This window comes from Pseudomonas sp. NFPP24 (assembly GCF_900112095.1).
Taxonomy (GTDB): domain Bacteria; phylum Pseudomonadota; class Gammaproteobacteria; order Pseudomonadales; family Pseudomonadaceae; genus Aquipseudomonas; species Aquipseudomonas extremorientalis.
Map to the genome: position 1 here is coordinate 560,824 of NZ_FOKD01000002.1, position 24,691 is coordinate 585,514.

General features: G+C 58.8%; 23 protein-coding genes. 15 read left to right on the forward strand and 8 right to left on the reverse strand.

Annotated features, from left to right (window positions below):
• The first annotated feature begins 32 nt into the window (after positions 1–32).
• Positions 33–356, forward strand: a complete 324-nt coding sequence (gene fdxA, locus BM026_RS06350) for a ferredoxin FdxA (protein ID WP_071488721.1) — start codon at positions 33–35, stop codon at positions 354–356.
• Between the two features lie 494 nt (positions 357–850).
• Here fdxA and apbC read toward each other — a convergent pair whose 3' ends face one another.
• Positions 851–1,945, reverse strand: a complete 1,095-nt coding sequence (gene apbC, locus BM026_RS06355) for an iron-sulfur cluster carrier protein ApbC (RefSeq protein ID WP_093119431.1) — start codon at positions 1,943–1,945, stop codon at positions 851–853.
• 171 nt (positions 1,946–2,116) lie between these two features.
• Here apbC and metG point away from each other — a divergent pair, with 171 nt between their 5' ends.
• The 4 genes from metG to BM026_RS06375 all read left to right on the forward strand — a co-directional run bounded on the left by metG (position 2,117) and on the right by BM026_RS06375 (position 6,234).
• A complete protein-coding gene (metG, locus tag BM026_RS06360) occupies positions 2,117–4,168 on the forward strand; it encodes a methionine--tRNA ligase (protein WP_093119434.1) in 2,052 nt (683 codons plus the stop codon).
• A 121-nt stretch (positions 4,169–4,289) separates the two neighbouring features.
• Entirely contained in the window at positions 4,290–5,246 is a 957-nt protein-coding gene (rsxB, locus tag BM026_RS06365; RefSeq protein WP_093527698.1) for an electron transport complex subunit RsxB, read from the forward strand.
• 62 nt (positions 5,247–5,308) lie between these two features.
• On the forward strand, positions 5,309–5,947 hold the full coding sequence (gene nth, locus BM026_RS06370; RefSeq protein ID WP_071488717.1) for an endonuclease III: 639 nt from the start codon (positions 5,309–5,311) through the stop codon (positions 5,945–5,947).
• Between the two features lie 107 nt (positions 5,948–6,054).
• Positions 6,055–6,234 (forward strand): PA3496 family putative envelope integrity protein, encoded by a 180-nt coding sequence (locus BM026_RS06375; RefSeq protein ID WP_092241058.1) that lies wholly within the window; start codon positions 6,055–6,057, stop codon positions 6,232–6,234.
• 84 nt (positions 6,235–6,318) lie between these two features.
• On the opposite strand, the gene BM026_RS06380 is transcribed toward BM026_RS06375, so the two are convergent.
• From BM026_RS06380 to BM026_RS06390, 3 genes are all read right to left on the reverse strand, one after another.
• Positions 6,319–6,951 carry a response regulator transcription factor gene (locus tag BM026_RS06380; RefSeq protein ID WP_058423776.1) on the reverse strand — a complete coding sequence of 211 codons (633 nt, stop codon included), beginning with the start codon at positions 6,949–6,951 and terminating at the stop codon, positions 6,319–6,321.
• Between the two features lie 622 nt (positions 6,952–7,573).
• Positions 7,574–8,791, reverse strand: a complete 1,218-nt coding sequence (locus tag BM026_RS06385; protein WP_010212738.1) for an argininosuccinate synthase — start codon at positions 8,789–8,791, stop codon at positions 7,574–7,576.
• Positions 8,792–8,920: 129 nt separating this feature from the next.
• Entirely contained in the window at positions 8,921–9,829 is a 909-nt protein-coding gene (locus tag BM026_RS06390; protein WP_092241056.1) for a flagellar protein MotY, read from the reverse strand.
• Between the two features lie 156 nt (positions 9,830–9,985).
• Between BM026_RS06390 and pyrC the strand changes: the two genes are divergently transcribed.
• Positions 9,986–11,032 (forward strand): dihydroorotase, encoded by a 1,047-nt coding sequence (gene pyrC / locus BM026_RS06395; RefSeq protein WP_071488714.1) that lies wholly within the window; start codon positions 9,986–9,988, stop codon positions 11,030–11,032.
• Positions 11,029–11,700 (forward strand): ribonuclease T, encoded by a 672-nt coding sequence (rnt, locus tag BM026_RS06400; RefSeq protein WP_010564138.1) that lies wholly within the window; start codon positions 11,029–11,031, stop codon positions 11,698–11,700. The genes pyrC and rnt overlap by 4 nt, the downstream gene beginning before the upstream one ends.
• A 64-nt stretch (positions 11,701–11,764) precedes the next feature.
• Here rnt and BM026_RS06405 read toward each other — a convergent pair whose 3' ends face one another.
• Positions 11,765–12,367, reverse strand: coding sequence for a peroxiredoxin (locus BM026_RS06405; RefSeq protein ID WP_003172097.1), 603 nt, complete (start codon positions 12,365–12,367; stop codon positions 11,765–11,767).
• A gap of 244 nt (positions 12,368–12,611) precedes the next feature.
• On the opposite strand from BM026_RS06405, the gene BM026_RS06410 reads away from it, so the two are divergent.
• Positions 12,612–12,830 carry a bacterioferritin-associated ferredoxin gene (locus BM026_RS06410; RefSeq protein WP_093512278.1) on the forward strand — a complete coding sequence of 73 codons (219 nt, stop codon included), beginning with the start codon at positions 12,612–12,614 and terminating at the stop codon, positions 12,828–12,830.
• A 201-nt stretch (positions 12,831–13,031) separates the two neighbouring features.
• Positions 13,032–13,502, forward strand: coding sequence for a bacterioferritin (gene bfr, locus BM026_RS06415; RefSeq protein ID WP_012722487.1), 471 nt, complete (start codon positions 13,032–13,034; stop codon positions 13,500–13,502).
• A 69-nt stretch (positions 13,503–13,571) separates the two neighbouring features.
• Here the strand turns inward: bfr and grxD are convergent, their stop codons facing one another.
• Entirely contained in the window at positions 13,572–13,910 is a 339-nt protein-coding gene (gene grxD / locus BM026_RS06420) for a Grx4 family monothiol glutaredoxin (RefSeq protein ID WP_016970749.1), read from the reverse strand.
• A 77-nt stretch (positions 13,911–13,987) separates the two neighbouring features.
• Positions 13,988–16,096, reverse strand: coding sequence for a molybdopterin oxidoreductase family protein (locus BM026_RS06425; RefSeq protein WP_093527700.1), 2,109 nt, complete (start codon positions 16,094–16,096; stop codon positions 13,988–13,990).
• A gap of 435 nt (positions 16,097–16,531) precedes the next feature.
• On the opposite strand from BM026_RS06425, the gene argF reads away from it, so the two are divergent.
• Positions 16,532–17,452 (forward strand): ornithine carbamoyltransferase, encoded by a 921-nt coding sequence (gene argF / locus BM026_RS06435; RefSeq protein WP_093527702.1) that lies wholly within the window; start codon positions 16,532–16,534, stop codon positions 17,450–17,452.
• Positions 17,449–18,555, forward strand: a complete 1,107-nt coding sequence (locus BM026_RS06440; protein WP_071488711.1) for an ABC transporter ATP-binding protein — start codon at positions 17,449–17,451, stop codon at positions 18,553–18,555. Before argF ends, BM026_RS06440 begins: the two co-directional genes overlap by 4 nt.
• Before the next feature lie 7 nt (positions 18,556–18,562).
• Here BM026_RS06440 and ybaK read toward each other — a convergent pair whose 3' ends face one another.
• A complete protein-coding gene (gene ybaK / locus BM026_RS06445; RefSeq protein ID WP_071488710.1) occupies positions 18,563–19,033 on the reverse strand; it encodes a Cys-tRNA(Pro) deacylase in 471 nt (156 codons plus the stop codon).
• Positions 19,034–19,362: 329 nt separating this feature from the next.
• Here ybaK and BM026_RS06450 point away from each other — a divergent pair, with 329 nt between their 5' ends.
• The 4 genes from BM026_RS06450 (at position 19,363) to glpD (ending at position 24,452) form a co-directional block, all read left to right on the forward strand.
• Positions 19,363–20,220, forward strand: a complete 858-nt coding sequence (locus BM026_RS06450; protein ID WP_071488709.1) for an MIP/aquaporin family protein — start codon at positions 19,363–19,365, stop codon at positions 20,218–20,220.
• A 79-nt stretch (positions 20,221–20,299) separates the two neighbouring features.
• The gene (gene glpK, locus BM026_RS06455; RefSeq protein WP_071488708.1) at positions 20,300–21,805 is read left to right on the forward strand and encodes a glycerol kinase GlpK; all 1,506 of its coding nucleotides are present in this window, start codon (positions 20,300–20,302) and stop codon (positions 21,803–21,805) included.
• A gap of 83 nt (positions 21,806–21,888) precedes the next feature.
• Complete coding sequence (locus BM026_RS06460; RefSeq protein WP_034118315.1) at positions 21,889–22,644, forward strand: DeoR/GlpR family transcriptional regulator; 756 nt, start codon at positions 21,889–21,891, stop codon at positions 22,642–22,644.
• Between the two features lie 269 nt (positions 22,645–22,913).
• Positions 22,914–24,452, forward strand: coding sequence for a glycerol-3-phosphate dehydrogenase (gene glpD / locus BM026_RS06465; RefSeq protein ID WP_093527704.1), 1,539 nt, complete (start codon positions 22,914–22,916; stop codon positions 24,450–24,452).
• Positions 24,453–24,691 lie beyond the last annotated feature (239 nt).

Below are 24,691 nucleotides of genomic sequence, written 5' to 3' on the forward strand. Positions count from 1 at the left end.
TTCGCTGCCGCCGCCTGAGGAGAAAATTAGAAATGACCTTCGTCGTTACCGACAACTGCATCAAGTGCAAGTACACCGACTGCGTCGAAGTGTGTCCGGTGGACTGCTTCTACGAAGGCCCGAACTTCCTGGTTATCCACCCGGATGAGTGCATCGATTGCGCCCTGTGTGAACCTGAATGCCCGGCCGTCGCTATTTTCTCCGAGGATGAAGTCCCGGCGGAGATGCAGGAATTCATTCAGTTGAACGTCGAGCTGGCGGAAGTCTGGCCGAATATCACTGAGCGCAAGGATCCGATGCCGGATGCAGCGGAGTGGGATGGCAAAAAAGGTAAGATCGCACACCTCGAACGCTGATAGCGTCGCCCCATCCAAAAGGCCCCTTGCGGGCCTTTTTGCGTTTCTAGGTGGCCGGTTTCTCTTTCCTACAGGCAAAAAAAAGGGGCGGTATGACCCGCCCACATTTTTTCCCTAGTCCCTGTATTCCTTTTCATCATCCTGATGAATCGCATCCTGCGACGTTCCTTCAACCATCGTTCCTTGATGGCCGTGCCAATCCGTGGACACAGGGCTGATCTTAAAGAGTTCCAAAGGAAGTTCAACGGGATCCTACCCATGAACTGACATGCAATCGCCCTGAATACGGAATAATTAATTGTTAAATTTCAATTGGTTAGAAAAAAGCTTCGAAGAAAACCGACGTCCGTGGAAGGTAAAAAAACCAAACACTTACGAAAAAGTAAGCAAATGCTTACACGACCAACTGCGTGATTGAGAAACAAACACACCTTGACCATCTTCCAGACATGAAAAAGCCCCGACACGTCGGGGCTTTTTTCCCTTCAACCGCCTCAGTCGTCGCTGACGGTGATGGTCGGCATGGCTGGCGTGGCTGCTTCCTGCAGGACGATCCGCGCACCTACATGACGCGCCAGCTCCTGATAGATCATGGCGATCTGGCTGTCCGGTTCAGCCACCACGGTAGGCTTGCCACCATCCGCCTGCTCGCGGATGAGCATCGACAGCGGCAACGAGGCCAACAGTTCCACGCCGTACTGAGTGGCCAGCTTCTCGCCGCCGCCTTCGCCGAACAGATGCTCGGCATGACCACAGTTGGAGCAGATGTGCACCGCCATGTTCTCCACGACGCCCAGCACCGGGATGTTGACCTTGCGGAACATCTCTACACCTTTCTTCGCGTCGAGCAGCGCCAGGTCCTGGGGCGTGGTAACAATCACCGAGCCGGCCACCGGGACTTTTTGCGCCAGGGTCAACTGGATATCACCGGTGCCTGGCGGCATATCGATCACCAAGTAGTCCAGGTCGCCCCAGGCGGTCTGGGTAACCAGCTGCAGCAAAGCGCCGGAGACCATCGGGCCGCGCCAGACCATCGGCGTGTTGTCATCAGTGAGGAAGGCCATGGACATCACTTCCACGCCCAGGGACTCGATCGGCACGAACCACTTCTGGTCCTTGACCTTCGGCCGTGTGCCTTCGGCGATGCCGAACATCACGCCCTGGCTCGGGCCATAGATATCCGCATCGAGAATGCCCACGCGCGCACCTTCGCGGGCCAGGGCCAGGGCCAGGTTGGCCGCCGTGGTGGATTTACCCACGCCGCCCTTGCCGGACGCCACGGCCACTACGTTCTTGACGTTGGCCAGGCCAGGGATCTGTGCCTGGGCCTTGTGCGCGGCGATCACGCACTGGATGTCGACCTTGGCCGAGCGCACGCCGTCGAGGTCTTCAATGGCCATTTGCAGCATCTGTGCCCAACCGCTCTTGAACAGACCAGCTGCATAGCCCAGTTCCAATTGGACCGACACCTGGTCACCCTGGACGTCGATGGCGCGTACACAGCCGGCACTGACCGGGTCCTGGTTCAAATAAGGGTCGGTGTACTGGCGAAGCACGGCTTCCACCGCTGCGCGATTGACGGCGCTCATGGGCTACTCCCGAAAAAGACTGACTGAAACAGGCGGCTATCCTAACCGTTCCAGCGGCGTTACGGCATGCTTTCGCAGGTTGGGAAGATTCTGAAACAGCACCACGGGGTGAAATATATTTCCCGGCGCTTTATAGTGGCCGACCTCCGTTTCATCAAGTAGCCGAGCCCCATGTCCGAGCCACGCAAGATCCTCGTCACCAGCGCCCTGCCCTATGCCAATGGTTCCATCCATCTTGGCCATATGCTTGAGTACATCCAGACCGATATGTGGGTGCGCTTCCAGAAGCATCGCGGCAACCAATGCATTTATGTCTGCGCGGACGACGCCCACGGTTCGGCCATCATGCTGCGCGCCGAAAAGGAAGGCATCACCCCGGAACAACTGATCGCCAATGTGCAGGCTGAACACAGCGCCGACTTTGCCGAGTTCCTGGTGGATTTCGACAACTTCCACTCGACCCACTCCGAAGAAAACCGTGAACTGTCGAGCCAGATCTACCTGCGGCTCAAGGAAGCCGGGCATATCGACCAGCGTTCGGTGACCCAGTATTTCGACCCGGAAAAGAAAATGTTCCTGGCCGACCGTTTCATCAAGGGCACCTGCCCGAAATGCGGCACTGAAGACCAGTACGGCGACAACTGTGAAAAGTGCGGTGCAACCTATGCACCCACTGACCTGAAGGATCCCAAGTCGGCGATCTCCGGTGCTACCCCGGTGCTCAAGGATTCCCAGCACTTCTTCTTCAAGCTTCCGGATTTCCAGCAGATGCTGCAAACCTGGACCCGCAGCGGCACCCTGCAGGATGCCGTGGCCAACAAACTCTCCGAATGGCTCGACAGCGGTCTGCAGCAATGGGACATCTCCCGGGATGCGCCGTACTTCGGTTTCGAGATCCCGGGCGAGCCGGGCAAATACTTCTATGTGTGGCTGGATGCGCCGATCGGTTACATGGCCAGCTTCAAGAACCTTTGCGACCGCACGCCGGAGTTGGACTTCGATACGTTCTGGAGCAAGGACTCCAGCGCCGAGCTGTACCACTTCATCGGCAAAGACATCGTCAACTTCCACGCCCTGTTCTGGCCGGCGATGCTCGAAGGTTCGGGCTACCGCAAGCCAACCGGCATTGCCGTACACGGCTACCTGACGGTCAACGGCCAGAAAATGTCCAAGTCCCGTGGCACTTTTATCAAGGCGCGCACCTACCTGGACCATCTGTCACCGGAATACCTGCGCTACTACTACGCGTCCAAACTGGGCCGTGGCGTCGACGACCTGGACCTGAACCTGGAAGACTTCGTACAGAAGGTCAACTCGGACCTGGTCGGTAAAGTCGTCAACATCGCCAGCCGTTGCGCTGGGTTTATCCACAAGGGCAACGCGGGTGTACTGGTAGCCGAGAACGCTGCGCCGGAACTGACCGACGCCTTCCTGGCCGCCGCGCCGAGTATTGCCGACGCCTATGAAGCCCGCGACTTCGCCCGTGCGATGCGCGAGATCATGGGCCTGGCCGACCGCGCCAACGCCTGGATCGCCGACAAGGCACCATGGTCGCTGAATAAGCAGGAAGGCAAGCAGGCGGAAGTCCAGGCGATCTGCGCCACAGGCATCAACCTGTTCCGCCAGTTGGTGATCTTCCTCAAACCCGTGCTGCCACTGCTGGCCGCCGACGCCGAGGCGTTCCTCAACGTGGCGCCGCTGACCTGGAACGATCACGCCACCCTGCTCGGCAATCATCAGTTGAACGAGTTCAAGCCACTGATGACCCGTATCGACCCGGTGAAAGTCCAGGCCATGACCGACGCTTCGAAAGAAGACCTGGTCGCCAGCCAGACCGACACTGGCGAATCGGCGCCGGCGGGTAATGGCGAGCTGGCCAAGGATCCGATTTCCGCGGAAATCGACTTCGACGCTTTTGCTGCAGTGGACCTGCGTGTCGCGCTGATCGTCAAGGCCGAAGCCGTGGAGGGTGCCGACAAGTTGCTGCGCCTGACACTGGACCTCGGCGGCGAGCAACGTAACGTGTTCTCCGGGATCAAGAGCGCTTACCCGGACCCGTCCAAACTCGATGGCCGCCTGACCATGATGATCGCCAACCTCAAGCCTCGGAAAATGAAGTTCGGCGTGTCTGAAGGCATGGTAATGGCGGCCGGCCCTGGTGGCGAAGAGATCTACCTGCTCAGCCCTGACAGTGGTGCCAAGCCGGGTCAGCGCATCAAGTAAGCTACCTTGCATGGGCATGTTGTGGTGAAGGAGCTTGTTGTGGCGAGCGGACATGCCACGCTCACCACAACATATCCCTGCCCTCCCATTAAACCCAGTTTGCTATGCCTGTGATCACAGCATGAACCTCATTCAACGCATCGACGCACTGCTGCCGCAGACCCAATGCGGCAAGTGCGGGCACCCGGGTTGCAAGCCTTACGCCGAGGGCATCACCCGTGGCGAGGCGATCAACAAGTGCCCGCCCGGTGGCCAGGAAACCATCGCCGACGTTGCACGGTTGCTGCAGGTGCCGGTGCTGGATCTGGACGCCAGTCGCGGGGAAGCACCCGCCCAGGTTGCCTACATCCGCGAAGCTGAGTGCATCGGTTGCACCAAGTGCATCCAGGCCTGCCCCGTAGACGCAATCGTCGGCGCCGCCAAGCTGATGCACACCGTCATCATGGATGAATGCACCGGTTGCGACCTCTGCGTCGCGCCCTGCCCCGTCGACTGCATTGAAATGCACCCGACAACTACTGTATTGCCGATTGTCGGTGGCCTGGCGACAAATGATCAGCAACGCCATGAACGCCACCTCAAGCGCGACCGGGCAAGGCGGCGGTATGAGCAACGCAATGCGCGCCTGCAACGGGAGGAAGCGCAAAAACTCGCTGAACGCCAGGCCCGGACCAAGCGCTCCGTGCCGGTTTTACCTGTGCAAGCCGATACGGCACAGGATGTCGCGATCAAGAAAGCTAAAATCGCTGTCGCAATGAGCCGGGCCCAATTGCACAAATCCTTGAAGGCGTTTGGTCACCCTCCGACCTTTGAACAGCAGTCGCAGTTGATCATCCTGCAACGGCAATTCGAAGCGGCGGAACAAGCGCTGGCCGCCTTGGAGGTGGGTGTCGTACCGAAAGCAGCGACGTCATCCAGCAACACTGCTGATCTGAAACGCGCCAAAATCCAGCTGGCGATGCGTCGAGCGGAACTGAAGAAAGCCCAGGACCTGAACATCGAACCTCGGCAACTGGCCGAGGCGCAACGCAAGCTGGAGGACGCGCAGCGCCAAATGGATGCGCTCAACAACGCCTGATCTGCAAACCGGGTGTGTGTTGATACAATCCCGCCGACCTTCTGCAAGGAACCCACCGCCCCATGAACGCCGCAAAACGCCTGGAAATATTCCGCAGGCTTCACGAAGACAATCCAGAACCCAAGACCGAACTGGCCTACACCTCGCCGTTCGAGTTGCTTATTGCGGTGATCCTGTCGGCCCAATCCACCGACGTCGGCGTCAATAAGGCCACGGCCAAGCTGTATCCCGTGGCGAACACACCAGAGGCGATCTATGCCCTGGGTGTGGAAGGGTTGTCTGAGTACATCAAGACCATCGGCCTCTACAACAGCAAAGCCAAAAACGTTATCGAGACTTGCCGCCTGCTGGTGGAACTGCATGGCGGTGAAGTGCCACAAACCCGTGAAGCCTTGGAAGCCCTGCCAGGAGTCGGTCGTAAAACTGCCAATGTGGTGCTCAACACCGCGTTCAGGCAACTGACGATGGCGGTGGACACCCATATCTTCCGGGTCAGCAACAGAACCGGCATTGCCCGTGGGAAGAACGTGGTTGAGGTCGAAAAGCAGTTGATGAAGTTTGTACCCAAGCCCTATCTACTGGACTCTCACCACTGGCTGATCCTTCATGGACGCTACGTTTGCCAGGCCCGCAGGCCGCGTTGCGGCAGCTGTCGTATCGAAGACCTGTGCGAATACAAGGACAAGACGTCCGACGATTGAGGGATCATTGGTTTTTTCGATCAGCCGATTGAAAAAATCTTTTTTACCCGATCATGGATTATCGTTATAAGGAGCGCCAACGGCAGTCCTAGCCCGGAGTGAACCTTATGAGCACTGGCAAAGAACAACTGGAAGTGGAAGACGACCTTGTTGAGTCGGATGACGATGGGGCAGAAGCACCCATTGAGGTAGCCAAGACCAATTTGAGCAAACGCCGCACCATCGACAATCTTCTGGAAGAACGACGCTTGCAAAAACAGCTGGCAGATTACGACTTCGATCTGTGATCGAACGGTCGACGGCCGGAAGCCTCCCTTACGGAGGCTTTTTTCTGCCGGTCACCCAGACAATGTGCGCTGCAGTGCCCTCCTCTATACCAAGCCGTTACGCTGGGCCAGTTCGATCAGGTCCACAAGGGAGCGGGCGTTGAGCTTGAGCAGCAAACGTGTCTTGTAGGTGCTGACGGTCTTGTTGCTGAGGAACATGCCGTCGGCAATCTCCTTGTTGGTCCGGCCCCGGGCCAACTGCTGCAATACCATCATTTCCCGACCCGACAGACGCTCGACCATATCGGCCTCGCTGGCATTGCCCATGGTGGAGCGTACCGAGTTGAGTGCCTGGTTGGGGAAGTAGCTGTAGCCCGACAGCACCGCCTTGATCGCACTCAGCAACTCGGTCAGGTCCTGTTGCTTGCACACGTAGCCGGCAGCCCCCGCCTGCATGCAACGCATGGAAAAATGGCCAGGGGCCTGGGACGTCAGCACCAGCACCTTGAAGGGCACGGATTGCTTGGTAGAAGACAGCCGGCAAATAACTTCCAGCCCGTCAAGTTTGGGAATCCCAATATCCAGTATGACAATGTCCGGCATATGCTCCCGTGCAAGTTGCAATGCATCGACACCGTTATCGGTCTCGGCAACGACCTCATAACCATGACGCTCCATTAGCATACGCACAGCAAGACGAATGACGGGATGATCATCCACGATCAGCACTTTATTCATGAGAAAGTCCAATTTCGCTGTTCGAATTATTTAGAGCAAGCACAATAGCCTAGTCGTTTCCTGGTTGGCATAGCGTTCCCCCCCGAGCAACAGCAAGCAGAGACCCACCCCACAGCGATAAAGGAATCGCCCTACAAAAAAACGCCAACTCAGATGTATCCAGTTTTATAGATCCTTTCAGACCTTTCCGGGGACTTACATATTTTGAGTGAAATATCCATGGAGTATCAGGGGGTGGGTAAACGTGCCGCACACAACTCTCAGGAAATGCCCCTTCCCTCTGCACTCCACTCAAGAATCCCGACAAGAAATGTCCGACTGTTTTAGTTCCATTTAACATATTCTCTTACACCCTTAATTCCTACAGCGTATTCCGTGCTTTATACGTTTGCCTCACTTTCATGAGTGAATCTTCTGTAAGACCAGTTCCTAGTCAGGTGTAAAAAAATCATTCGCCCTACAAACTTTCAACAACAGCACCCTCGAAGGTGCATTTGAAAATGCGTCGACTGAAAAACATCAACAAATGTTTAACCAGCTATAAACATCGCAATTCCACACAAAATCCATAGACAAAAAAATGGCCCCTGAATAAGGGGCCATTCTTAAAACCGGCTGAGACTTAGAACAACGAGCGACCTTTGTTGGCCGCAATGCGCATGCGCAGTGCGTTCAACTTGATAAAGCCTGCTGCGTCCGCCTGATTGTAGGCGCCGCCATCTTCTTCGAAGGTAGCGATGTTGGCGTCGAACAACGACTCATCAGACTTGCGACCGGTGACGATCACGTTGCCCTTGTACAGCTTCAGGCGCACAACGCCGTTCACATGCACCTGGGAAGCATCGATCATCTGTTGCAGCATCAGACGCTCAGGGCTCCACCAGTAGCCGGTGTAGATCAGGCTGGCGTACTTGGGCATCAGCTCGTCTTTGAGGTGAGCCACTTCGCGGTCCAGGGTGATGGATTCGATGGCCCGGTGGGCGCGCAGCATGATGGTGCCACCTGGGGTTTCGTAGCAACCACGGGACTTCATGCCCACGTAGCGGTTCTCGACGATGTCGAGACGGCCGATACCGTGTTCGCCACCGATACGGTTCAAGGTCGCCAGCACAGTGGCCGGGGTCATTTCGACGCCGTCCAGCGCGACGATGTCGCCATTGCGGTAGGTCAGTTCCAGGTATTGCGGCTTGTCTGGAGCGTTCTCCGGGGAGACGGTCCATTTCCACATGTCTTCTTCGTGCTCGGTCCAGGTGTCTTCCAGCACGCCGCCTTCATAGGAGATGTGCAGCAGGTTGGCATCCATCGAGTACGGGGACTTCTTCTTGCCGTGACGCTCGATCGGGATCGCGTGCTTTTCAGCGTAATCCATCAGTTTTTCACGGGACAGCAGGTCCCATTCACGCCAAGGGGCGATCACTTTCACGCCTGGCTTGAGTGCATAGGCGCCCAGCTCGAAACGCACCTGGTCGTTGCCCTTGCCGGTAGCACCGTGGGAAATGGCGTCGGCGCCGGTTTCGTTGGCGATTTCGATCAGGCGCTTGGCAATCAGCGGACGTGCGATGGAAGTACCCAGCAGGTATTCGCCTTCGTAGACGGTGTTGGCGCGAAACATCGGGAAGACGAAATCGCGGACGAACTCTTCGCGCAGGTCGTCAATGTAGATCTCTTTCACGCCCATGGCTTGCGCCTTGGCACGTGCAGGTTCGACCTCTTCGCCCTGACCCAGGTCAGCGGTGAAGGTCACCACTTCACAGTTATAAGTATCCTGCAGCCACTTTAGGATCACCGAAGTGTCCAGGCCGCCGGAATACGCGAGAACGACCTTGTTTACGTCGGCCATGCCATCACTCCACGGGGTTGTACGGAAAGGCGTCGATTCTACCGACCAAAACCGTGGATTTACAGGGGCGCGACAGCAAATGAAGATAAAGCGACAGATTATGTCGAACGGACGACCGATGGTCGCACCTTAAGACGTGTGTGCAGGATTACTTGCGCCAGTGGCTTGGGGCGCCGGCTTCTCGGGGGCTGCCACGCGTTCAAGCTGGATATTCACACGACGATTGCGTGCCCGGTTGGCCGCATTGGTGTTGGGCGCAAGGGGGTAGCTTTCGCCATGGAAGCGCAGGGTGATCTGCGACTCCTGGATACCGTTGGCCTTGAAGTAGTCCATCACCGCCAAGCCACGGCGGCGAGAGACGTCGCGATTGGTCAGGCGGTTGCCGCTGTTGTCCGAATGGCCATTCAACTCGATATGGTTGACCGTCGGGTCGGCTTTCATGAATGCAAGAATCACGTCGAGTTTCTTCTTGGCGGCTGCGTCCAACTCGATACCGCCACCCGGGAATCCGACTTCGGTCTGTTTGACCTGATCGTAATTCATCGGCAACAGCTTGGCGGTGCACAGCTGGTAGTCGTTATAAGCCTTATTGAATTTCACCGGCAACAAGCGGATTTCGGAGTAGCCGCCTTCACGGCCGTAGTGGCGGACCGTCGGGCTGCGCCCTTCCAGCAGTCCGGTGAACAGGCGACCGGCCTGGGCCTGCGAGCTATTGAACAACACATCGCCACTACCGGCACGCACGGCGCCGAGGTTGATATCGCCTCGGCCTGGCTGCCAAGGGGCGGCGGCGGCCAACAAGGTGGCCGAGCCTGTGCCCAGCGAACCGTTATAGGCTTTCAGACGAAATGTTGCCTGCTCACCCGCCCGGCGCACGAACTCACCCGAACCGAAGTCTGTGATCGGCTGGGTCAGACGGCACTCGAACTGGTCGCCCTCTACCTTCCACTCAATGTTCTCCAGACGTGTCTGGAACGTGAGGGCCATCGCGGGCAGGCTGGCGAACACACTGAGCAGGGCTAGATAATGCTGGCGCACGGGAGGCTCCACTGGTTTCTACAACACTTCAAAGCGTCATACATCGATAAGGCATACAAAAGGCTATCGGTTGCATCCTGCAAAACTTGATAGCGAGTGCCTGATAGAGTCTTTTCCGGTAGCATTCCCCCCAGATTGACCCGCCTGGAATCCCCAATGTCCGACCGCCTGACCCTGCTGCGTCCCGACGACTGGCATATTCATCTTCGCGATGGTGCTGCGTTACCCCACACCGTGGCCGATGTGGCGCGTACCTTTGGCCGCGCCATCATCATGCCTAACCTGGTTCCTCCGGTGCGTAACGCCGAGCAAGCCGATGCCTACCGCCAGCGTATCCTCGCTGCACGGCCGGCCGGCAGCCGGTTCGAACCGCTGATGGTGCTGTACCTTACCGACCGCACCCAGCCCGAAGAAATTCGCGAGGCCAAGGCCAGTGGGTTTGTGCACGCCGCCAAACTGTACCCGGCCGGCGCCACCACCAACTCCGATTCCGGCGTGACCAGTATCGACAAGATCCTGCCGGCCATCGAAGCCATGGCCGACGTCGGCATGCCGCTGCTGATCCACGGTGAAGTCACCCGTGGCGATGTGGACGTGTTCGATCGCGAGAAGATCTTCATCGACGAACACATGCGTCGCGTGGTGGAGCTGTTCCCGACCCTCAAGGTCGTGTTCGAGCACATCACCACTGCCGATGCAGTGCAGTTCGTCACCGAGGCCTCGGCCAACGTCGGTGCGACCATCACCGCGCATCACCTGCTGTACAACCGCAACCACATGCTGGTAGGCGGGATTCGGCCGCACTTCTATTGCCTGCCGATCCTCAAGCGCAACACGCACCAGGTGGCCTTGCTGGATGCGGCGACCAGCGGCAATCCGAAGTTTTTCCTCGGCACCGACTCCGCGCCTCACGCCCAGCACGCCAAAGAAGCCGCGTGCGGTTGTGCCGGCTGCTACACCGCCTATGCCGCCATCGAGCTGTACGCTGAAGCGTTCGAACAACGCAACGCGCTGGACAAGCTCGAAGGGTTCGCCAGCCTCAATGGCCCGCGTTTCTACGGCCTGCCGGCGAATACCGATCGCATTACCCTGGTTCGTGAAGACTGGACCGCCCCTGCCAGCCTGCCGTTTGGCGAGCTGACTGTCATCCCGCTGCGCGCCGGTGAAACACTGCGCTGGCGCCTGCTGGAGGAAAGCAAGTGAGTGAAGACCATTACGATGACGAACACGAGCACAGCGGTGGCGGATCCCGTCATCCGATGGCCGAGCGGTTCCGCGGCTATCTGCCGGTTGTCATCGACGTAGAAACCGGTGGTTTCAACTGCGCCACCGATGCGCTGCTGGAAATCGCCGCGACGACTATCGGCATGGACGAACAGGGTTTTGTGTTCCCGGAACACACCCACTTCTTCCGCGTCGAGCCGTTCGAAGGCGCCAATATCGAAGCGGCTGCCTTGGAGTTCACCGGGATCAAGCTCGATCACCCATTGCGCATGGCAGTAAGTGAAGAAGCGGCACTGACCGATATCTTCCGTGGCGTGCGCAAGGCATTGAAGGCCAATGGCTGCAAACGCGCGATCCTGGTCGGCCACAATAGCAGCTTTGACCTGGGCTTCCTGAATGCCGCCGTGGCGCGGTTGGACATGAAGCGCAACCCGTTTCACCCGTTCTCCAGCTTTGACACCGCTACTCTCGCCGGGCTGGCGTATGGCCAGACCGTGCTGGCCAAAGCCTGCCAGGCAGCCGGCATCGACTTTGACGGTCGTGAGGCTCATTCGGCCCGCTACGACACAGAGAAGACGGCCGAGCTGTTCTGCGGCATCGTCAACCGCTGGAAACAGATGGGCGGCTGGGAAGACTTCAACGACTGAAGTGGAATCCCGCGCATAAAAAAACCGGCCTTCTCAGGCCGGTTTTTTTTGCCGCAAACGTGGCTTACAGCTTGCCGGCGTTCTCGGTCAGGTAAGCCGCAACACCTTCCGGCGAAGCGTTCATGCCTTTGTCGCCTTTTTTCCAGTTGGCAGGGCAGACTTCGCCGTGCTCTTCGTGGAATTGCAGGGCGTCGACCAGACGGATCAGCTCTTCCATGTTACGACCCAGTGGCAGGTCGTTGATGATCTGGGAGCGAACCACGCCTTTGTCGTCGATCAGGAACGCGCCACGGAAGGCCACGCCGCCTTCGGACTCAACGTCGTAGGCCTTGGCGATGTCGTGCTTCATATCGGCAGCCATGGTGTATTTCACTTTGCCGATGCCGCCATCATTGATGGCGGTGTTGCGCCAGGCGTTGTGGGTGAAATGGGAATCGATGGAAACGGCTACCACTTCAACGTTGCGCGCCTTGAAATCGTCCATGCGGTGGTCCAGAGCGATCAGCTCCGACGGGCAGACGAAGGTGAAGTCCAGCGGGTAGAAGAACACCAGGCCGTATTTGCCTTTGATGGCTTCAGACAGTTTGAAGCTGTCTACGATTTCGCCATTGCCGAGGACGGCAGGTACGTCGAAATCCGGGGCTTGTTTGCCGACGAGTACGCTCATTGGTTATCTCCTGATGTAAGGGTGACGATTGAAGTAAAAGGACCGGCCTCGAGTCTGCCGTTTATAAGCGACAGCCCTGTGACGCAGTCACGCTTCGTGAAGACCGACCATCATACACTGAAAAAACCGTTCGTCAGTGCGGGCACGGTGCCAGTGAATACCCTACGATTCTACTTTGACAATCATTCTCGTTAACATTAAGATCCACCGCACTTAAGCCTTAAACCCGCGATGGTTCTCCCTTATGTATGTGTGCCTTTGTACTGGCGTCACCGACGGAAAAATCCGCGAAGCAATCTATGAAGGTTGCTGCAGCTACAAGGAAGTGCGTGAAGCCACCGGCGTTGCCAGCCAGTGTGGCAAATGTGCTTGCCTCGCCAAGCAAGTGGTACGGGAAACCCTGACACAGCTGCAGACCGCTCAGGCTGCGCTCCCCTATTCAGCAGAATTTACACACGTCTGATTAGGCATGTTTTAAAGAACCGGACTTAGTGTCCGGTTTTTTTATGCCCGCAATTCAATAAGTTAGCGCTAAGACGCGGAACACAAACATTCTTATTCCGATTAATTTTCATTTATTATTCAATAACTTAGGTTTGACACTAGGGATTTCGCCGCTCAAACTCCGCTTTATACACAGCTATTACAGGGCAGGACCCCAGTCATGAAAGGCGACATCTCAGTCATCCAGCAACTCAACAAAATCCTTGCCAATGAACTGGTCGCGATCAATCAGTACTTTCTGCATGCACGCATGTATGACGATTGGGGCCTGGAAAAGCTGGGCAAGCGCGAATACAAAGAATCGATCAAAGCCATGAAGGACGCGGACGCGCTGATCAAGCGCATCCTGTTCCTGGAAGGCCTGCCGAACGTGCAGGACCTGGGCAAGCTGAACATCGGCGAGCACACCCAGGAAATGATAAGCAGCGACCTGGGTTTCGAGCGCAAGAGCCACAGCGACCTCAAGGCCGCCATTGCTCACTGTGAAACCAAAGGTGACTTCGGCAGCCGCGAACTGCTGGAAGACATCCTGGAAGACCAGGAAGAGCACATCGACTGGCTGGAAACCCAACTGGGCCTGATCGATAAAGTCAGCCTGGAAAACTACCTGCAGTCGCAGATGGGCGAGTAACTCCGCTTCCTGTAGAAGCAAAAAAGCCCCGCTCTCTCTCGAGAAGCGGGGCTTTTTATTGCAGGCCAATCACGCGTCGGTCTTGGCCGCCGCATTTGCCGCTGCTTCTTTGATCAGCGTTTGCAACGAACCATCAGCCGCCATCTCAACGATGATGTCGCTGCCGCCGACCAGTTCACCGGCAACCCACAGTTGTGGGAAGGTCGGCCAGTTGGCGTACTTCGGCAGGTTGGCGCGGATTTCAGGGTTTTGCAGGATATCCACGTAAGCGAATTTCTCGCCGCACGCCATGATGGCCTGGGAAGCTTTCGCGGAGAAACCGCACTGAGGAGCATTAGGCGCGCCCTTCATGTAAAGCAGAATGGTGTTGTTGGCAATCTGCTCTTTGATCGTTTCGATGATATCCATGGAACACCTCGGCTGGAACTTTGCGACTCACAGGTCGGCACGGTGGCGCATTGTAACGCAAAATTCCAGCGTGGTGCTCAGGCGGCTGCTACCTGCACCGGAACGCCATTGAGTGCGGCATTGCCCGACAACTGATCCAACTGCCGCTCGTCGGTCAAATCGTTGGCGCTCGCCCCCGGCTGTCCGCTGGCGATTGTCATCTGCACGCCTGGACGGCCATGGCCCCAACCATGCGGAAGGCTGACTACGCCGGGCATCATGTCCAGGCTGGCCAGGACTTCCACTTCAATCATGCCGATGCGCGAACTCACGCGCACGCGCTGCCCATCGCTCAACTGCCGACTGGCCAGATCATCCGGGTGCATGAGCAATTGATGACGTGGCTTGCCCTTCACCAGCCGATGGTAGTTGTGCATCCAGGAATTATTGCTGCGCACGTGACGGCGGCCGATCAACAGCAGTTCGTCGGCCGCCGGCACTGGCTGCGCGGCAAAACGCGCCAGGTCGGCAAGGATCACCCCCGGCGCCGCCTGTACCTTGCCATCAACGGTTTTCAAGCGTGCCGCAAGATTGGGCTGCAGCGGCCCCAAGTCCACACCATGAGGATGGTCCGCCAGCACGGCCACCGACAACTTGTGGCTGGACGCATCACCGTACACCCCGGCACGCAGCCCGAAGTCGATCATCTGCGCAGGCGGCATGGTCGGCTTGAGCGCCGCGCCCGTCTGTGCGGCAAAGGCCTTGGCCAGTCCGACAAAGATCTCCCAGTCATGCAGCGCGCCCGCAGGCTTGGGCAGGATTGCGCGATTGAAGCGGGTGACATTGCGCACCGCGAACATATTGAAGGTGGTGTCGTAGTGATCATTCTCCAGCGCCGACGTGGACGGCAGGATCAGGTCGGCATAGCGCGTGGTTTCGTTGATATAAAGGTCGATGCTGACCATGAACTCCAATCCGTCGAGGGCTTGTTCCAACTGCCGGCCGTTGGGCGTCGACAACACCGGGTTGCCCGCCACCGTCACCAACGCACGGATTTGTCCTTCCCCTTCGGTGAGCATTTCTTCGGCCAATGCTGACACCGGAAGCTCGCCGCCATACTCCGGGCGCCCGGAAACCCGGCTCTGCCAACGATTGAAATGCCCACCACCAGTCGATGCCACCAGATCCACCGCCGGCGTGGTGCACAGCGCCCCCCCCACGCGGTCCAGGTTGCCGGTCACCAGGTTGATCAGTTGCACCAGCCAATGGCACAGCGTGCCGAACGCCTGGGTCGATACCCCCATGCGTCCGTAACACACCGCCTTGTCGGCGGCAGCAAAGTCCCGCGCCAACTGGCGGATCTGTTCGGCAGGCACCGCACACTGACGGCTCATGGCCTCGGCGGTAAAGCCAGCGATGGCGCGACGAACCTGCTCAAGGCCTTCAACCGGCAAATGGCTGGTGCGGGTCAGGTTCTCGCTAAACAACGTGTTGAGCACTCCGAACAGCAATGCCGCATCACCACCCGGGCGCACGAACAGGTGCTGGTCGGCCATCGCCGCCGTCTCGCTGCGCCGTGGGTCGACCACCACCACTCTGCCACCCCGGGCCTGGATCGCCTTGAGGCGCTTCTCCACATCAGGCACGGTCATGATGCTGCCGTTGGACGCCAGTGGGTTGCCGCCCAGAATCAACATGAAGTCGGTGTGATCTATATCCGGGATTGGCAATAGCAGGCCATGGCCGTACATGAGGTAGCTGGTGAGGTGATGGGGTAACTGATCTACCGAGGTGGCAGAAAACCGATTGCGCGTCTTCAACTGGCCCAGGAAGTAATTGCTGTGGGTCATCAGTCCGTAGTTGTGCACGCTGGGATTGCCCTGATACACCGCCACTGCATTCTGCCCGTGCCGCGCCTGAATCCCTGAAAGCCGCTCGGCTACAAGCGCAAAGGCGTCTTCCCACGCAATCGGCTGCCATTCACGGCCCACCCGCAACATCGGCTGGTGCAGGCGGTCGGGGTCATTCTGGATATCCTGCAGCGCCACAGCCTTGGGGCAGATATGCCCGCGACTGAATGTATCCAGCGGATCCCCTTTGATCGAGGTGATCGCCAGGCTGCCGTCGTCGGCCTGGGTGGTTTCCAGGGTCAGGCCACAAATGGCTTCACACAGATGGCAGGCACGGTGATGGAGAGTCTTGGTCATGGCCAGTCTCTTTTATAGGGGCATTGATCCCACTATGGGCCGGGAGCGGCAGGCGCGCCAGCAACGTTCGCCACGTGAATCGACCAGCATCAGGCCCGGCCATGAGCAAGCGTGAGCAAATGTTTCAAAACCCGCCCCATAGCCTCTGAAACCGACGCAGCCTGGTCTGCGCCCGCCTCCGCGCATTGCAAAAGGTCTCGGCGCCAGTGTACAAATGGCCCGCTGCTGTCTGGAATTCATCTTCAAAAGCGCTTCGGCGCCCTGCTTGAACACCCTTAAAAACCGTAGCCCTATTGGTAAGACGCGACATTTAATTATAAGATCGCGCCTTCCCCTATTTCGTCGCCCCGTGCGGCTTTCGCCGCAGGTCTCGCCCGTTGTCACAACAAACAAGGCTTTGAGTATCTGCGGTCTGTTGCAAAAAGGTAGTTAATGATGAGCGCAAGGCACTTTCTCTCCCTGATGGATTGCACGCCCGAAGAGCTGGTCAGCGTGATCCGTCGAGGCATTGAGCTTAAAGACCTGCGTAACCGCGGCGTACTGTTCGAGCCTTTGAAAAACCGCGTGCTCGGCATGATCTTCGAGAAGTCGTCGACCCGCACCCGTGTGTCGTTCGAAGCCGGCATGATCCAACTCGGTGGCCAGGCTATCTTCCTGTCCTCGCGCGACACCCAACTGGGCCGTGGCGAGCCGATCGCCGACAGCGCGAAAGTGATGTCGAGCATGCTCGATGCCGTGATGATCCGTACCTTCGCCCACAGCACCGTGACCGAATTTTCCGCCAACTCCCGTGTACCGGTGATCAACGGCCTGTCCGATGACCTGCACCCGTGCCAACTGCTGGCCGACATGCAAACCTTCCTTGAACACCGTGGCTCGATCCAGGGCAAGACCGTGGCCTGGATCGGCGACGGCAACAACATGTGCAACAGCTATATAGAAGCGGCCATCCAATTCGACTTCCAACTGCGCGTGGCCTGCCCGGCAGGCTACGAGCCTGACGCGCGCTTCCTGGCACAAGCCGGCGACCGCGTGACCCTGGTCCGCGATCCGCGTGACGCGGTGATCGGCGCCCACCTGGTGAGCACCGACGTCTGGACCTCCATGGGCCAGGAAGACGAAACCGCCAAGCGCCTGGCCCTGTTCGCCCCGTATCAGGTGACCCGCGCCCTGCTCGACCTGGCCGCGCCCGATGTCCTGTTCATGCATTGCCTGCCGGCCCACCGTGGCGAAGAGATCAGCACCGACCTGCTCGACGACCCTCGCTCGGTCGCCTGGGACCAGGCTGAAAACCGCCTGCATGCACAAAAGGCCCTGCTCGAATTCCTCGTCCCACCGTCGTACCACCACGCATGAGCCATCCATTACTGCTGAACCTGCGCAACCTGGCATGCGGCTATCAAGATCAACGGGTGGTACAGAACCTCAACCTGCACCTCAATGCGGGCGACATCGGTTGCCTGCTGGGCTCCTCGGGCTGCGGCAAGACCACCACGCTACGAGCGATTGCCGGGTTTGAGCCGGTGCACGAAGGTGAAATCAGCCTGGCCGGCGAAGTGATCTCCAGTGCCGGCTTCACCTTGGCCCCTGAGAAACGTCGCATCGGCATGGTGTTCCAGGACTACGCGCTGTTTCCTCACCTGAGCGTGGCCGACAACATTGCCTTCGGTATTCGCAAGCACCCGCAAAAAGACCGGGTGGTTGCCGAGTTGCTGGAGCTGGTAAACCTGAAGAACCTGGGCAAGCGCTTCCCTCATGAGCTATCCGGCGGCCAGCAACAACGCGTCGCCCTCGCCCGTGCCCTGGCGCCAGAACCGGCCTTGCTGTTGCTGGATGAGCCTTTCTCCAACCTCGATGGCGAGTTGCGACGCAAGCTCAGCCACGAAGTGCGCGACATCCTCAAGGCTCGCGGCACCAGCGCGATCCTGGTGACCCATGACCAGGAAGAAGCCTTCGCCGTCAGCGACCAGGTCGGCGTGTTCAAAGAGGGCCGTCTCGAGCAGTGGGACACGCCCTACAACCTTTATCACGAACCGCAGACACCTTACGTCGCCAGCTTTATCGGCCAGGGTTACTTCATCCGTGGTCAATTGAGCTCGCCGGAATCGGTCAGCACCGAACTGGGTGAGCTGCGCGGCAACCGCGCCTACACCTGGCCTACCGGCGGTGCGGTGGATGTGTTGCTGCGCCCGGATGACATCGTCTACGCGCCGGACAGCGGGTTGAAAGCGCGGATCGTCGGCAAGACGTTCCTCGGCGCATCGACGCTGTACCGCCTGCAACTGCCGACCGGCGCGCAGTTGGAGTCGATTTTTCCGAGCCATGCCGATCATCAGGTCGGTGCGGATGTGGGAATTCGAGTGGCCGCCGAGCACCTGGTGTTGTTCCAGGCGTCCGGCAGCACGGCCGCACACCTCCCTCCAGTCGAATCCGGCGTACGGCGTTACAGCCCGGTATAAAGCCCCGTCATACCCGGCCAATTTCCGCGAACTTGGCCTGGGTATGCTCAGCCAGCACCGCCGCCGGCAGCTCAACCTCCAACCCGCGCCTCCCCGCGCTCACAAAAATCGTCGCGAACGGCTGCGCCGTCACATCGATAAACGTGCGCAGACGCTTTTTCTGACCCAGCGGGCTGATGCCGCCCAACAGATAGCCAGTGGAGCGTTGCGCGGCCGCCGGGTCGGCCATTTCGACTTTCTTGACGCCTGCCGCGTGCGCCAGGGCCTTCAGATCCAGACTTCCGACGACCGGCACCACTGCCACCAGTAATTCGCCCTTCTCGCTGCTGGCCAGCAAGGTCTTGAACACCTGCGCCGGGTCCAGGCCCAATTTTTCCGCGGCCTCCAGCCCATAGGACGCCGCCTTTGGGTCATGTTCGTAACTGTGGACTCGATGTTCGGCGCGAACTTTTTTCAACAGGTCCAATGCGGGCGTCATGGTATCTCCGAGGCATGGCAAACAGATGGCCAATTCTAGGCCAAGCCCACGTAAAACGCTCTAGTCCGCACACTCTTGTGCTACAAGCGCAATGTGACAAGCGTGATCATTCACCAGACCAATAGTTTGAAAGTGACTGACAGTTCACTTTCGACCTTTGACAGCCGTCATTCTTGTCTATATTTTTTCGTTTCCGAATACTGTAGGAATACACCCGCAGCGTTCAAAGCAGTAAGCCATGGTCGGGATGGGGATCCCTGCCACGGTGAAAATCGCGCAACAGCCCGTTGAGGTTGTGCGCCAGACAAGAACAACAACTGAGGTTTTCCATGACAACTGCTCTTCAACAGCCTTCACTTTCGAGCCAATGCATGGCCGAATTCCTGGGGACTGCGCTTCTGATCTTCTTCGGTACAGGATGTGTCGCTGCGCTCAAGGTCGCGGGTGCCAGCTTTGGCTTGTGGGAGATCAGTATCATCTGGGGGGTCGGCGTCAGCATGGCGATCTACCTGAGCGCCGGTATTTCCGGAGCCCACCTCAACCCGGCTGTCAGCATCGCGCTGTGCATTTTCGCCGACTTCGAAAAGCGCAAACTGCCCTTCTACATTCTCGCCCAGATCGCCGGCGCCTTCTGCTCGGCGGCCTTGGTATACACGCTCTACAGCAACCTGTTTTTCGATTACGAACAAACCCACCATATGGTGCGCGGCTCCCAGGCCAGCCTGGAATTGGCGTCGGTGTTCTCCACCTACCCCCATGCGCTGCTGAGCACCGCCCAGGCGTTCCTGGTGGAAATGGTCATCACCGCCATCCTGATGGGCGTGATCATGGCCCTCACCGATGACAACAACGGCCTGCCACGCGGCCCGTTGGCGCCCCTGCTGATCGGCCTGCTGATCGCAGTGATCGGCAGCGCCATGGGCCCGTTGACCGGCTTTGCGATGAACCCGGCGCGGGATTTCGGGCCCAAGCTGATGACCTTTTTTGCGGGTTGGGGTGAAATGGCCTTCACTGGCGGCCGCGATATTCCTTACTTCCTGGTACCGATTTTCGCGCCGATTGTCGGCGCATGCCTCGGCGCTGCAGCCTATCGCGGGCTGATTGCCCGCCACCTGCCGAGCGCCGCACCTGCTATAGCTGAAGCAACACCTGACACGGCTGTCAACGGCAAGACCCGTATTTCCTGATAGCGCCAGCCTGAACGTACCTGCCCTTTTTTACGGCCCAGGCTGATTACCGACTTTCTTATTTTCCAAGGCATTCGACATGACCGATATTCAGAATAAGAACTACATCATCGCCCTTGACCAAGGCACCACCAGCTCCCGGGCGATCATCTTTGATCGTGACGCCAACGTGGTCTGCACCGCCCAGCGCGAATTCGCCCAGCATTACCCGCAGGCGGGCTGGGTCGAACATGACCCGATGGAAATCTTCGCCACCCAGAGCGCCGTGATGGTCGAGGCCCTGGCTCAAGCGGGCCTGCACCATGACCAGGTCGCCGCCATCGGTATCACCAACCAGCGTGAAACCACCGTGGTGTGGGACAAAGTCACCGGTCGCCCGATCTACAACGCGATCGTCTGGCAGTGCCGCCGCAGCACCGAGATCTGCCAGCAGCTCAAGCGCGACGGCCACGAGCAATACATCGGCGACACCACCGGCCTGGTCACCGACCCGTACTTCTCCGGCACCAAGCTCAAGTGGATCCTCGACAACGTCGAAGGCAGCCGCGAGCGTGCGCGCAACGGCGAGCTGCTGTTCGGCACCGTCGACAGCTGGCTGATCTGGAAATTTACCGGCGGCAAGACCCACGTCACCGACTACACCAACGCTTCGCGCACCATGCTCTTCAACATCCACACCCTCGAGTGGGATGCGAAGATGCTGGAGATCCTCGACGTGCCGCGCGAAATGCTGCCGGAAGTGAAGTCCTCCTCGGAAATCTACGGCCGTACCAAAAGCGGCATCGCCATCGGCGGTATCGCCGGCGACCAACAGGCCGCCCTGTTCGGCCAGATGTGCGTCGAAGCCGGCCAGGCCAAGAACACCTACGGCACCGGCTGCTTCCTGCTGATGAACACCGGCGACAAAGCGGTGAAGTCCAAGCACGGCATGCTCACCACCATCGCCTGCGGTCCGCGTGGCGAAGTGGCCTACGCCCTGGAAGGTGCTGTATTCAACGGCGGTTCCACCGTGCAGTGGCTGCGTGATGAGCTGAAAATCATCAACGATGCCCACGACACCGAATACTTTGCCGGCAAGGTCAAGGACAGCAACGGCGTGTACCTGGTACCCGCGTTTACCGGCCTGGGCGCGCCCTACTGGGACCCGTATGCCCGTGGCGCACTGTTCGGCCTGACCCGCGGCGTACGCGTGGATCACATCATTCGTGCCGCCCTGGAGTCGATTGCCTACCAGACCCGCGACGTGCTCGACGCCATGCAACAGGACTCCGGCGAACGCCTCAAGGCCCTGCGTGTGGACGGCGGCGCGGTGGCCAACAACTTCCTGATGCAATTCCAGGCCGACATCCTCGGCACCCAGGTCGAGCGCCCACAAATGCGTGAAACCACCGCACTCGGCGCCGCCTACCTGGCCGGCCTGGCATGCGGTTTCTGGGGCAGCCTGGACGAGTTGCGCGGCAAGGCGGTGATCGAGCGCGAATTCGAACCGCAACTGGACGAAGCCGCCAAGGAAAAACTCTACGCCGGCTGGCAAAAAGCTGTCAGCCGCACCCGTGATTGGGAGCCGCACGAAGGCGCTGAATAAGCCAACGTCGGGTTGTAACTGGCAGGGAGCGGATTCCTGCGTCATCATGGGCCACTTTTGTATGGCAGCCCAAAGGACGCCCCATGAATCTGCCTCCCCGCCAACAACAAATCCTCGAACTGGTCCGCGAACGCGGCTATGTCAGTATCGAGGAAATGGCGCAGCTCTTCGTTGTTACCCCGCAAACCATCCGCCGCGATATCAACCAGCTGGCGGACGCCAATCTGCTGCGCCGCTACCACGGCGGCGCGGCCTATGACTCCAGCGTCGAAAACACCGCCTACGCCATGCGGGCCGACCAGATGCGCGACGAGAAACAGCGCATCGGCGAAGCCATCGCCGCGCAGATCCCCGATCACGCCTCGCTGTTCATCAATATCGGCACCACCACCGAATCCATCGCCCGTGCGCTGCTCAACCACAACCATCTGAAAATCATCACCAACAACCTCAACGTCGCCACCATGCTCAGTGCCAAGGACGACTTCGACGTGCTGCTGACCGGCGGCAATGTGCGGCGTGACGGGGGCGTGGTCGGTCAGGCGAGTGTCGATTTCATCAACCAGTTCAAGGTCGACTTTGCCTTGGTGGGCATCAGTGGTATCGATGAAGATGGCAGCTTGCTCGACTTTGACTATCAGGAAGTCCGGGTTTCCCAGGCGATCATCGCCAATGCGCGCCAGGTGATCCTGGCGGCGGACTCCAGCAAGTTCGGGCGCAATGCCATGATTCGCCTGGGGCCGATCAGTTTGGTGGACTGCCTAGTGACTGACCAGCAGCCGGTGCCGGCGTTGGTGCAGTTGCTCAATGACCACAAAGTTCGTCTGGAAGTGGTGTAGCGTCTGCACTGACGCCATCGGGGGCAAGCCCCCTCCCACAGGTTGATCACATTCCAATGTGGGAGGGGGCTTGCCCCCGATAGCTATTGACCTGACCACCCATTTCTCCAGCCAGCACTGGCTGATGTTCAAAAATCTTCCTTTCTCCGCCCTTCGATGAGTTTTTTCAATCGAACTCAGGTGGCTGCGCGCGCGTTTATCCGCTACCATTTTCGCAAATGAACATTAATGTTCGAATTCCAATACGAAAAAGATCGCGAGGCCAGCCGATGAACCCTTCTACCTTGCCTGCTCCACCGCTTGCCGAAGTCTATGATGTTGCCGTTATCGGCGGCGGGATCAATGGCGTCGGTATTGCAGCAGACGCAGCCGGTCGCGGTTTGTCGGTATTCCTTTGCGAAAAGGACGACCTGGCCAGCCACACCTCCTCCGCCAGCAGCAAGCTGATCCACGGCGGCCTGCGTTACCTCGAACATTACGAATTCCGCCTGGTGCGCGAAGCCCTGGCCGAACGTGAAGTGCTGCTGGCCAAGGCCCCGCACATCGTCAAGCAGATGCGCTTCGTGCTGCCGCACCGCCCGCACCTGCGTCCGGCGTGGATGATCCGCGCCGGCCTGTTTCTGTACGACCACTTGGGCAAGCGCGAAAAACTGGCCGGTTCGAAAAGCCTCAAGTTCGGCGCCGACAGCCCGCTGAAAAGCGAAATCACCCAAGGTTTCGAATACTCCGACTGCTGGGTCGATGACGCCCGCCTCGTGGTGCTCAACGCCATGGCCGCCCGCGAAAAAGGCGCACACATCCACACCCAGACCCGTTGCATCAGCGCCCACCGCAGCAATGGCATGTGGGAAATGAACATGGAGCGCGCCGACGGCAGCCTGTTTTCGATCCGCGCCCGGGCCCTGGTGAACGCTGCCGGCCCGTGGGTCGCCAAGTTCATCAAGGACGACCTGAAGCTGGATTCGCCCTACGGCATCCGCCTGATCCAGGGCAGCCACCTGATCGTGCCGAAACTGTATGAAGGCGCCCACGCGCATATCCTGCAGAACGAAGACCAGCGCATCGTCTTCACCATTCCGTACCTGAACCACCTGACCATCATCGGCACCACCGACCGCGAATACACCGGCGATCCGGCAAAAGTGGCGATCACCGAAGGTGAAACCGACTACATGCTGAAAGTGGTCAACGCGCACTTCAAGAAGCAACTGAGCCGCGATGACATCGTGCACACCTACTCCGGCGTACGCCCGCTGTGCAACGACGAATCGGACAACCCGTCGGCCATCACCCGTGACTACACCCTGGCACTGTCCGGTGGCACGGGCGAAGCGCCGATCCTGTCGGTGTTCGGCGGCAAGCTGACCACCTATCGCAAACTCGCTGAATCGGCGATGGCGCAACTGGCACCGTACTTCACCCAGATGCGCCCGAGCTGGACCGCTACCGCCAGCCTGCCGGGCGGTGAAAACATGACGACGCCAGAAGCCCTCGCCGAAGCCATTCGTAGCAAGTTCGACTGGATACCGAGCGAGATCGCCCGCCGTTGGTCCACCACCTACGGCAGCCGCACCTGGCGCCTGCTGGAAGGTGTGCAGTCGCTGGCCGATCTGGGTGACCACCTGGGCGGTGGCCTGTACACCCGCGAAGTCGATTACCTGTGCGCCGAAGAGTGGGCCACCCAGCCCCAGGACGTGCTGTGGCGCCGTACCAAGCTCGGCCTGTTCACCACCCCGGAAGAACAGGACAACGTGCAACTTTACCTGTCCAAGGTCGAGCAGACCCGTGCAAAGATTGAAGCGGCCTGATCAGGTCGCCCCGCAAAGCCCCTGCGCCGGAAGGCCCAGGGGCTTTTTTATGCAAGATAAATCCCACACGCCCTATTCGGTTTTCCGAACGCCATACCACAGCCTATTCGGATTGCCGGATCACGGTGTGACAAATTCCTCGAAGAAAAAATTTAATACCCTTATAAATCAAAGATATAACCTTTTATTCGAGGTATGGCACGACTCATGCTCTACACTCCCTGACGATTGCCTGAGAC

Excerpts from the sequence above, each read along its gene's own strand:
- fdxA (WP_071488721.1), top strand. The coding sequence starts at position 33 with ATGACCTTCGTCGTTACCGACAACTGCATCAAGTGCAAGTACACCGAC.
- apbC (WP_093119431.1), bottom strand. The coding sequence starts at position 1,945 with ATGAGCGCCGTCAATCGCGCAGCGGTGGAAGCCGTGCTTCGCCAGTAC.
- metG (WP_093119434.1), top strand. The coding sequence starts at position 2,117 with ATGTCCGAGCCACGCAAGATCCTCGTCACCAGCGCCCTGCCCTATGCC.
- rsxB (WP_093527698.1), top strand. The coding sequence starts at position 4,290 with ATGAACCTCATTCAACGCATCGACGCACTGCTGCCGCAGACCCAATGC.
- nth (WP_071488717.1), top strand. The coding sequence starts at position 5,309 with ATGAACGCCGCAAAACGCCTGGAAATATTCCGCAGGCTTCACGAAGAC.
- BM026_RS06375 (WP_092241058.1), top strand. The coding sequence starts at position 6,055 with ATGAGCACTGGCAAAGAACAACTGGAAGTGGAAGACGACCTTGTTGAG.
- BM026_RS06380 (WP_058423776.1), bottom strand. The coding sequence starts at position 6,951 with ATGAATAAAGTGCTGATCGTGGATGATCATCCCGTCATTCGTCTTGCT.
- BM026_RS06385 (WP_010212738.1), bottom strand. The coding sequence starts at position 8,791 with ATGGCCGACGTAAACAAGGTCGTTCTCGCGTATTCCGGCGGCCTGGAC.
- pyrC (WP_071488714.1), top strand. The coding sequence starts at position 9,986 with ATGTCCGACCGCCTGACCCTGCTGCGTCCCGACGACTGGCATATTCAT.
- BM026_RS06405 (WP_003172097.1), bottom strand. The coding sequence starts at position 12,367 with ATGAGCGTACTCGTCGGCAAACAAGCCCCGGATTTCGACGTACCTGCC.
- BM026_RS06410 (WP_093512278.1), top strand. The coding sequence starts at position 12,612 with ATGTATGTGTGCCTTTGTACTGGCGTCACCGACGGAAAAATCCGCGAA.
- bfr (WP_012722487.1), top strand. The coding sequence starts at position 13,032 with ATGAAAGGCGACATCTCAGTCATCCAGCAACTCAACAAAATCCTTGCC.
- grxD (WP_016970749.1), bottom strand. The coding sequence starts at position 13,910 with ATGGATATCATCGAAACGATCAAAGAGCAGATTGCCAACAACACCATT.
- BM026_RS06425 (WP_093527700.1), bottom strand. The coding sequence starts at position 16,096 with ATGACCAAGACTCTCCATCACCGTGCCTGCCATCTGTGTGAAGCCATT.
- argF (WP_093527702.1), top strand. The coding sequence starts at position 16,532 with ATGAGCGCAAGGCACTTTCTCTCCCTGATGGATTGCACGCCCGAAGAG.
- BM026_RS06440 (WP_071488711.1), top strand. The coding sequence starts at position 17,449 with ATGAGCCATCCATTACTGCTGAACCTGCGCAACCTGGCATGCGGCTAT.
- ybaK (WP_071488710.1), bottom strand. The coding sequence starts at position 19,033 with ATGACGCCCGCATTGGACCTGTTGAAAAAAGTTCGCGCCGAACATCGA.
- BM026_RS06450 (WP_071488709.1), top strand. The coding sequence starts at position 19,363 with ATGACAACTGCTCTTCAACAGCCTTCACTTTCGAGCCAATGCATGGCC.
- glpK (WP_071488708.1), top strand. The coding sequence starts at position 20,300 with ATGACCGATATTCAGAATAAGAACTACATCATCGCCCTTGACCAAGGC.
- BM026_RS06460 (WP_034118315.1), top strand. The coding sequence starts at position 21,889 with ATGAATCTGCCTCCCCGCCAACAACAAATCCTCGAACTGGTCCGCGAA.
- glpD (WP_093527704.1), top strand. The coding sequence starts at position 22,914 with ATGAACCCTTCTACCTTGCCTGCTCCACCGCTTGCCGAAGTCTATGAT.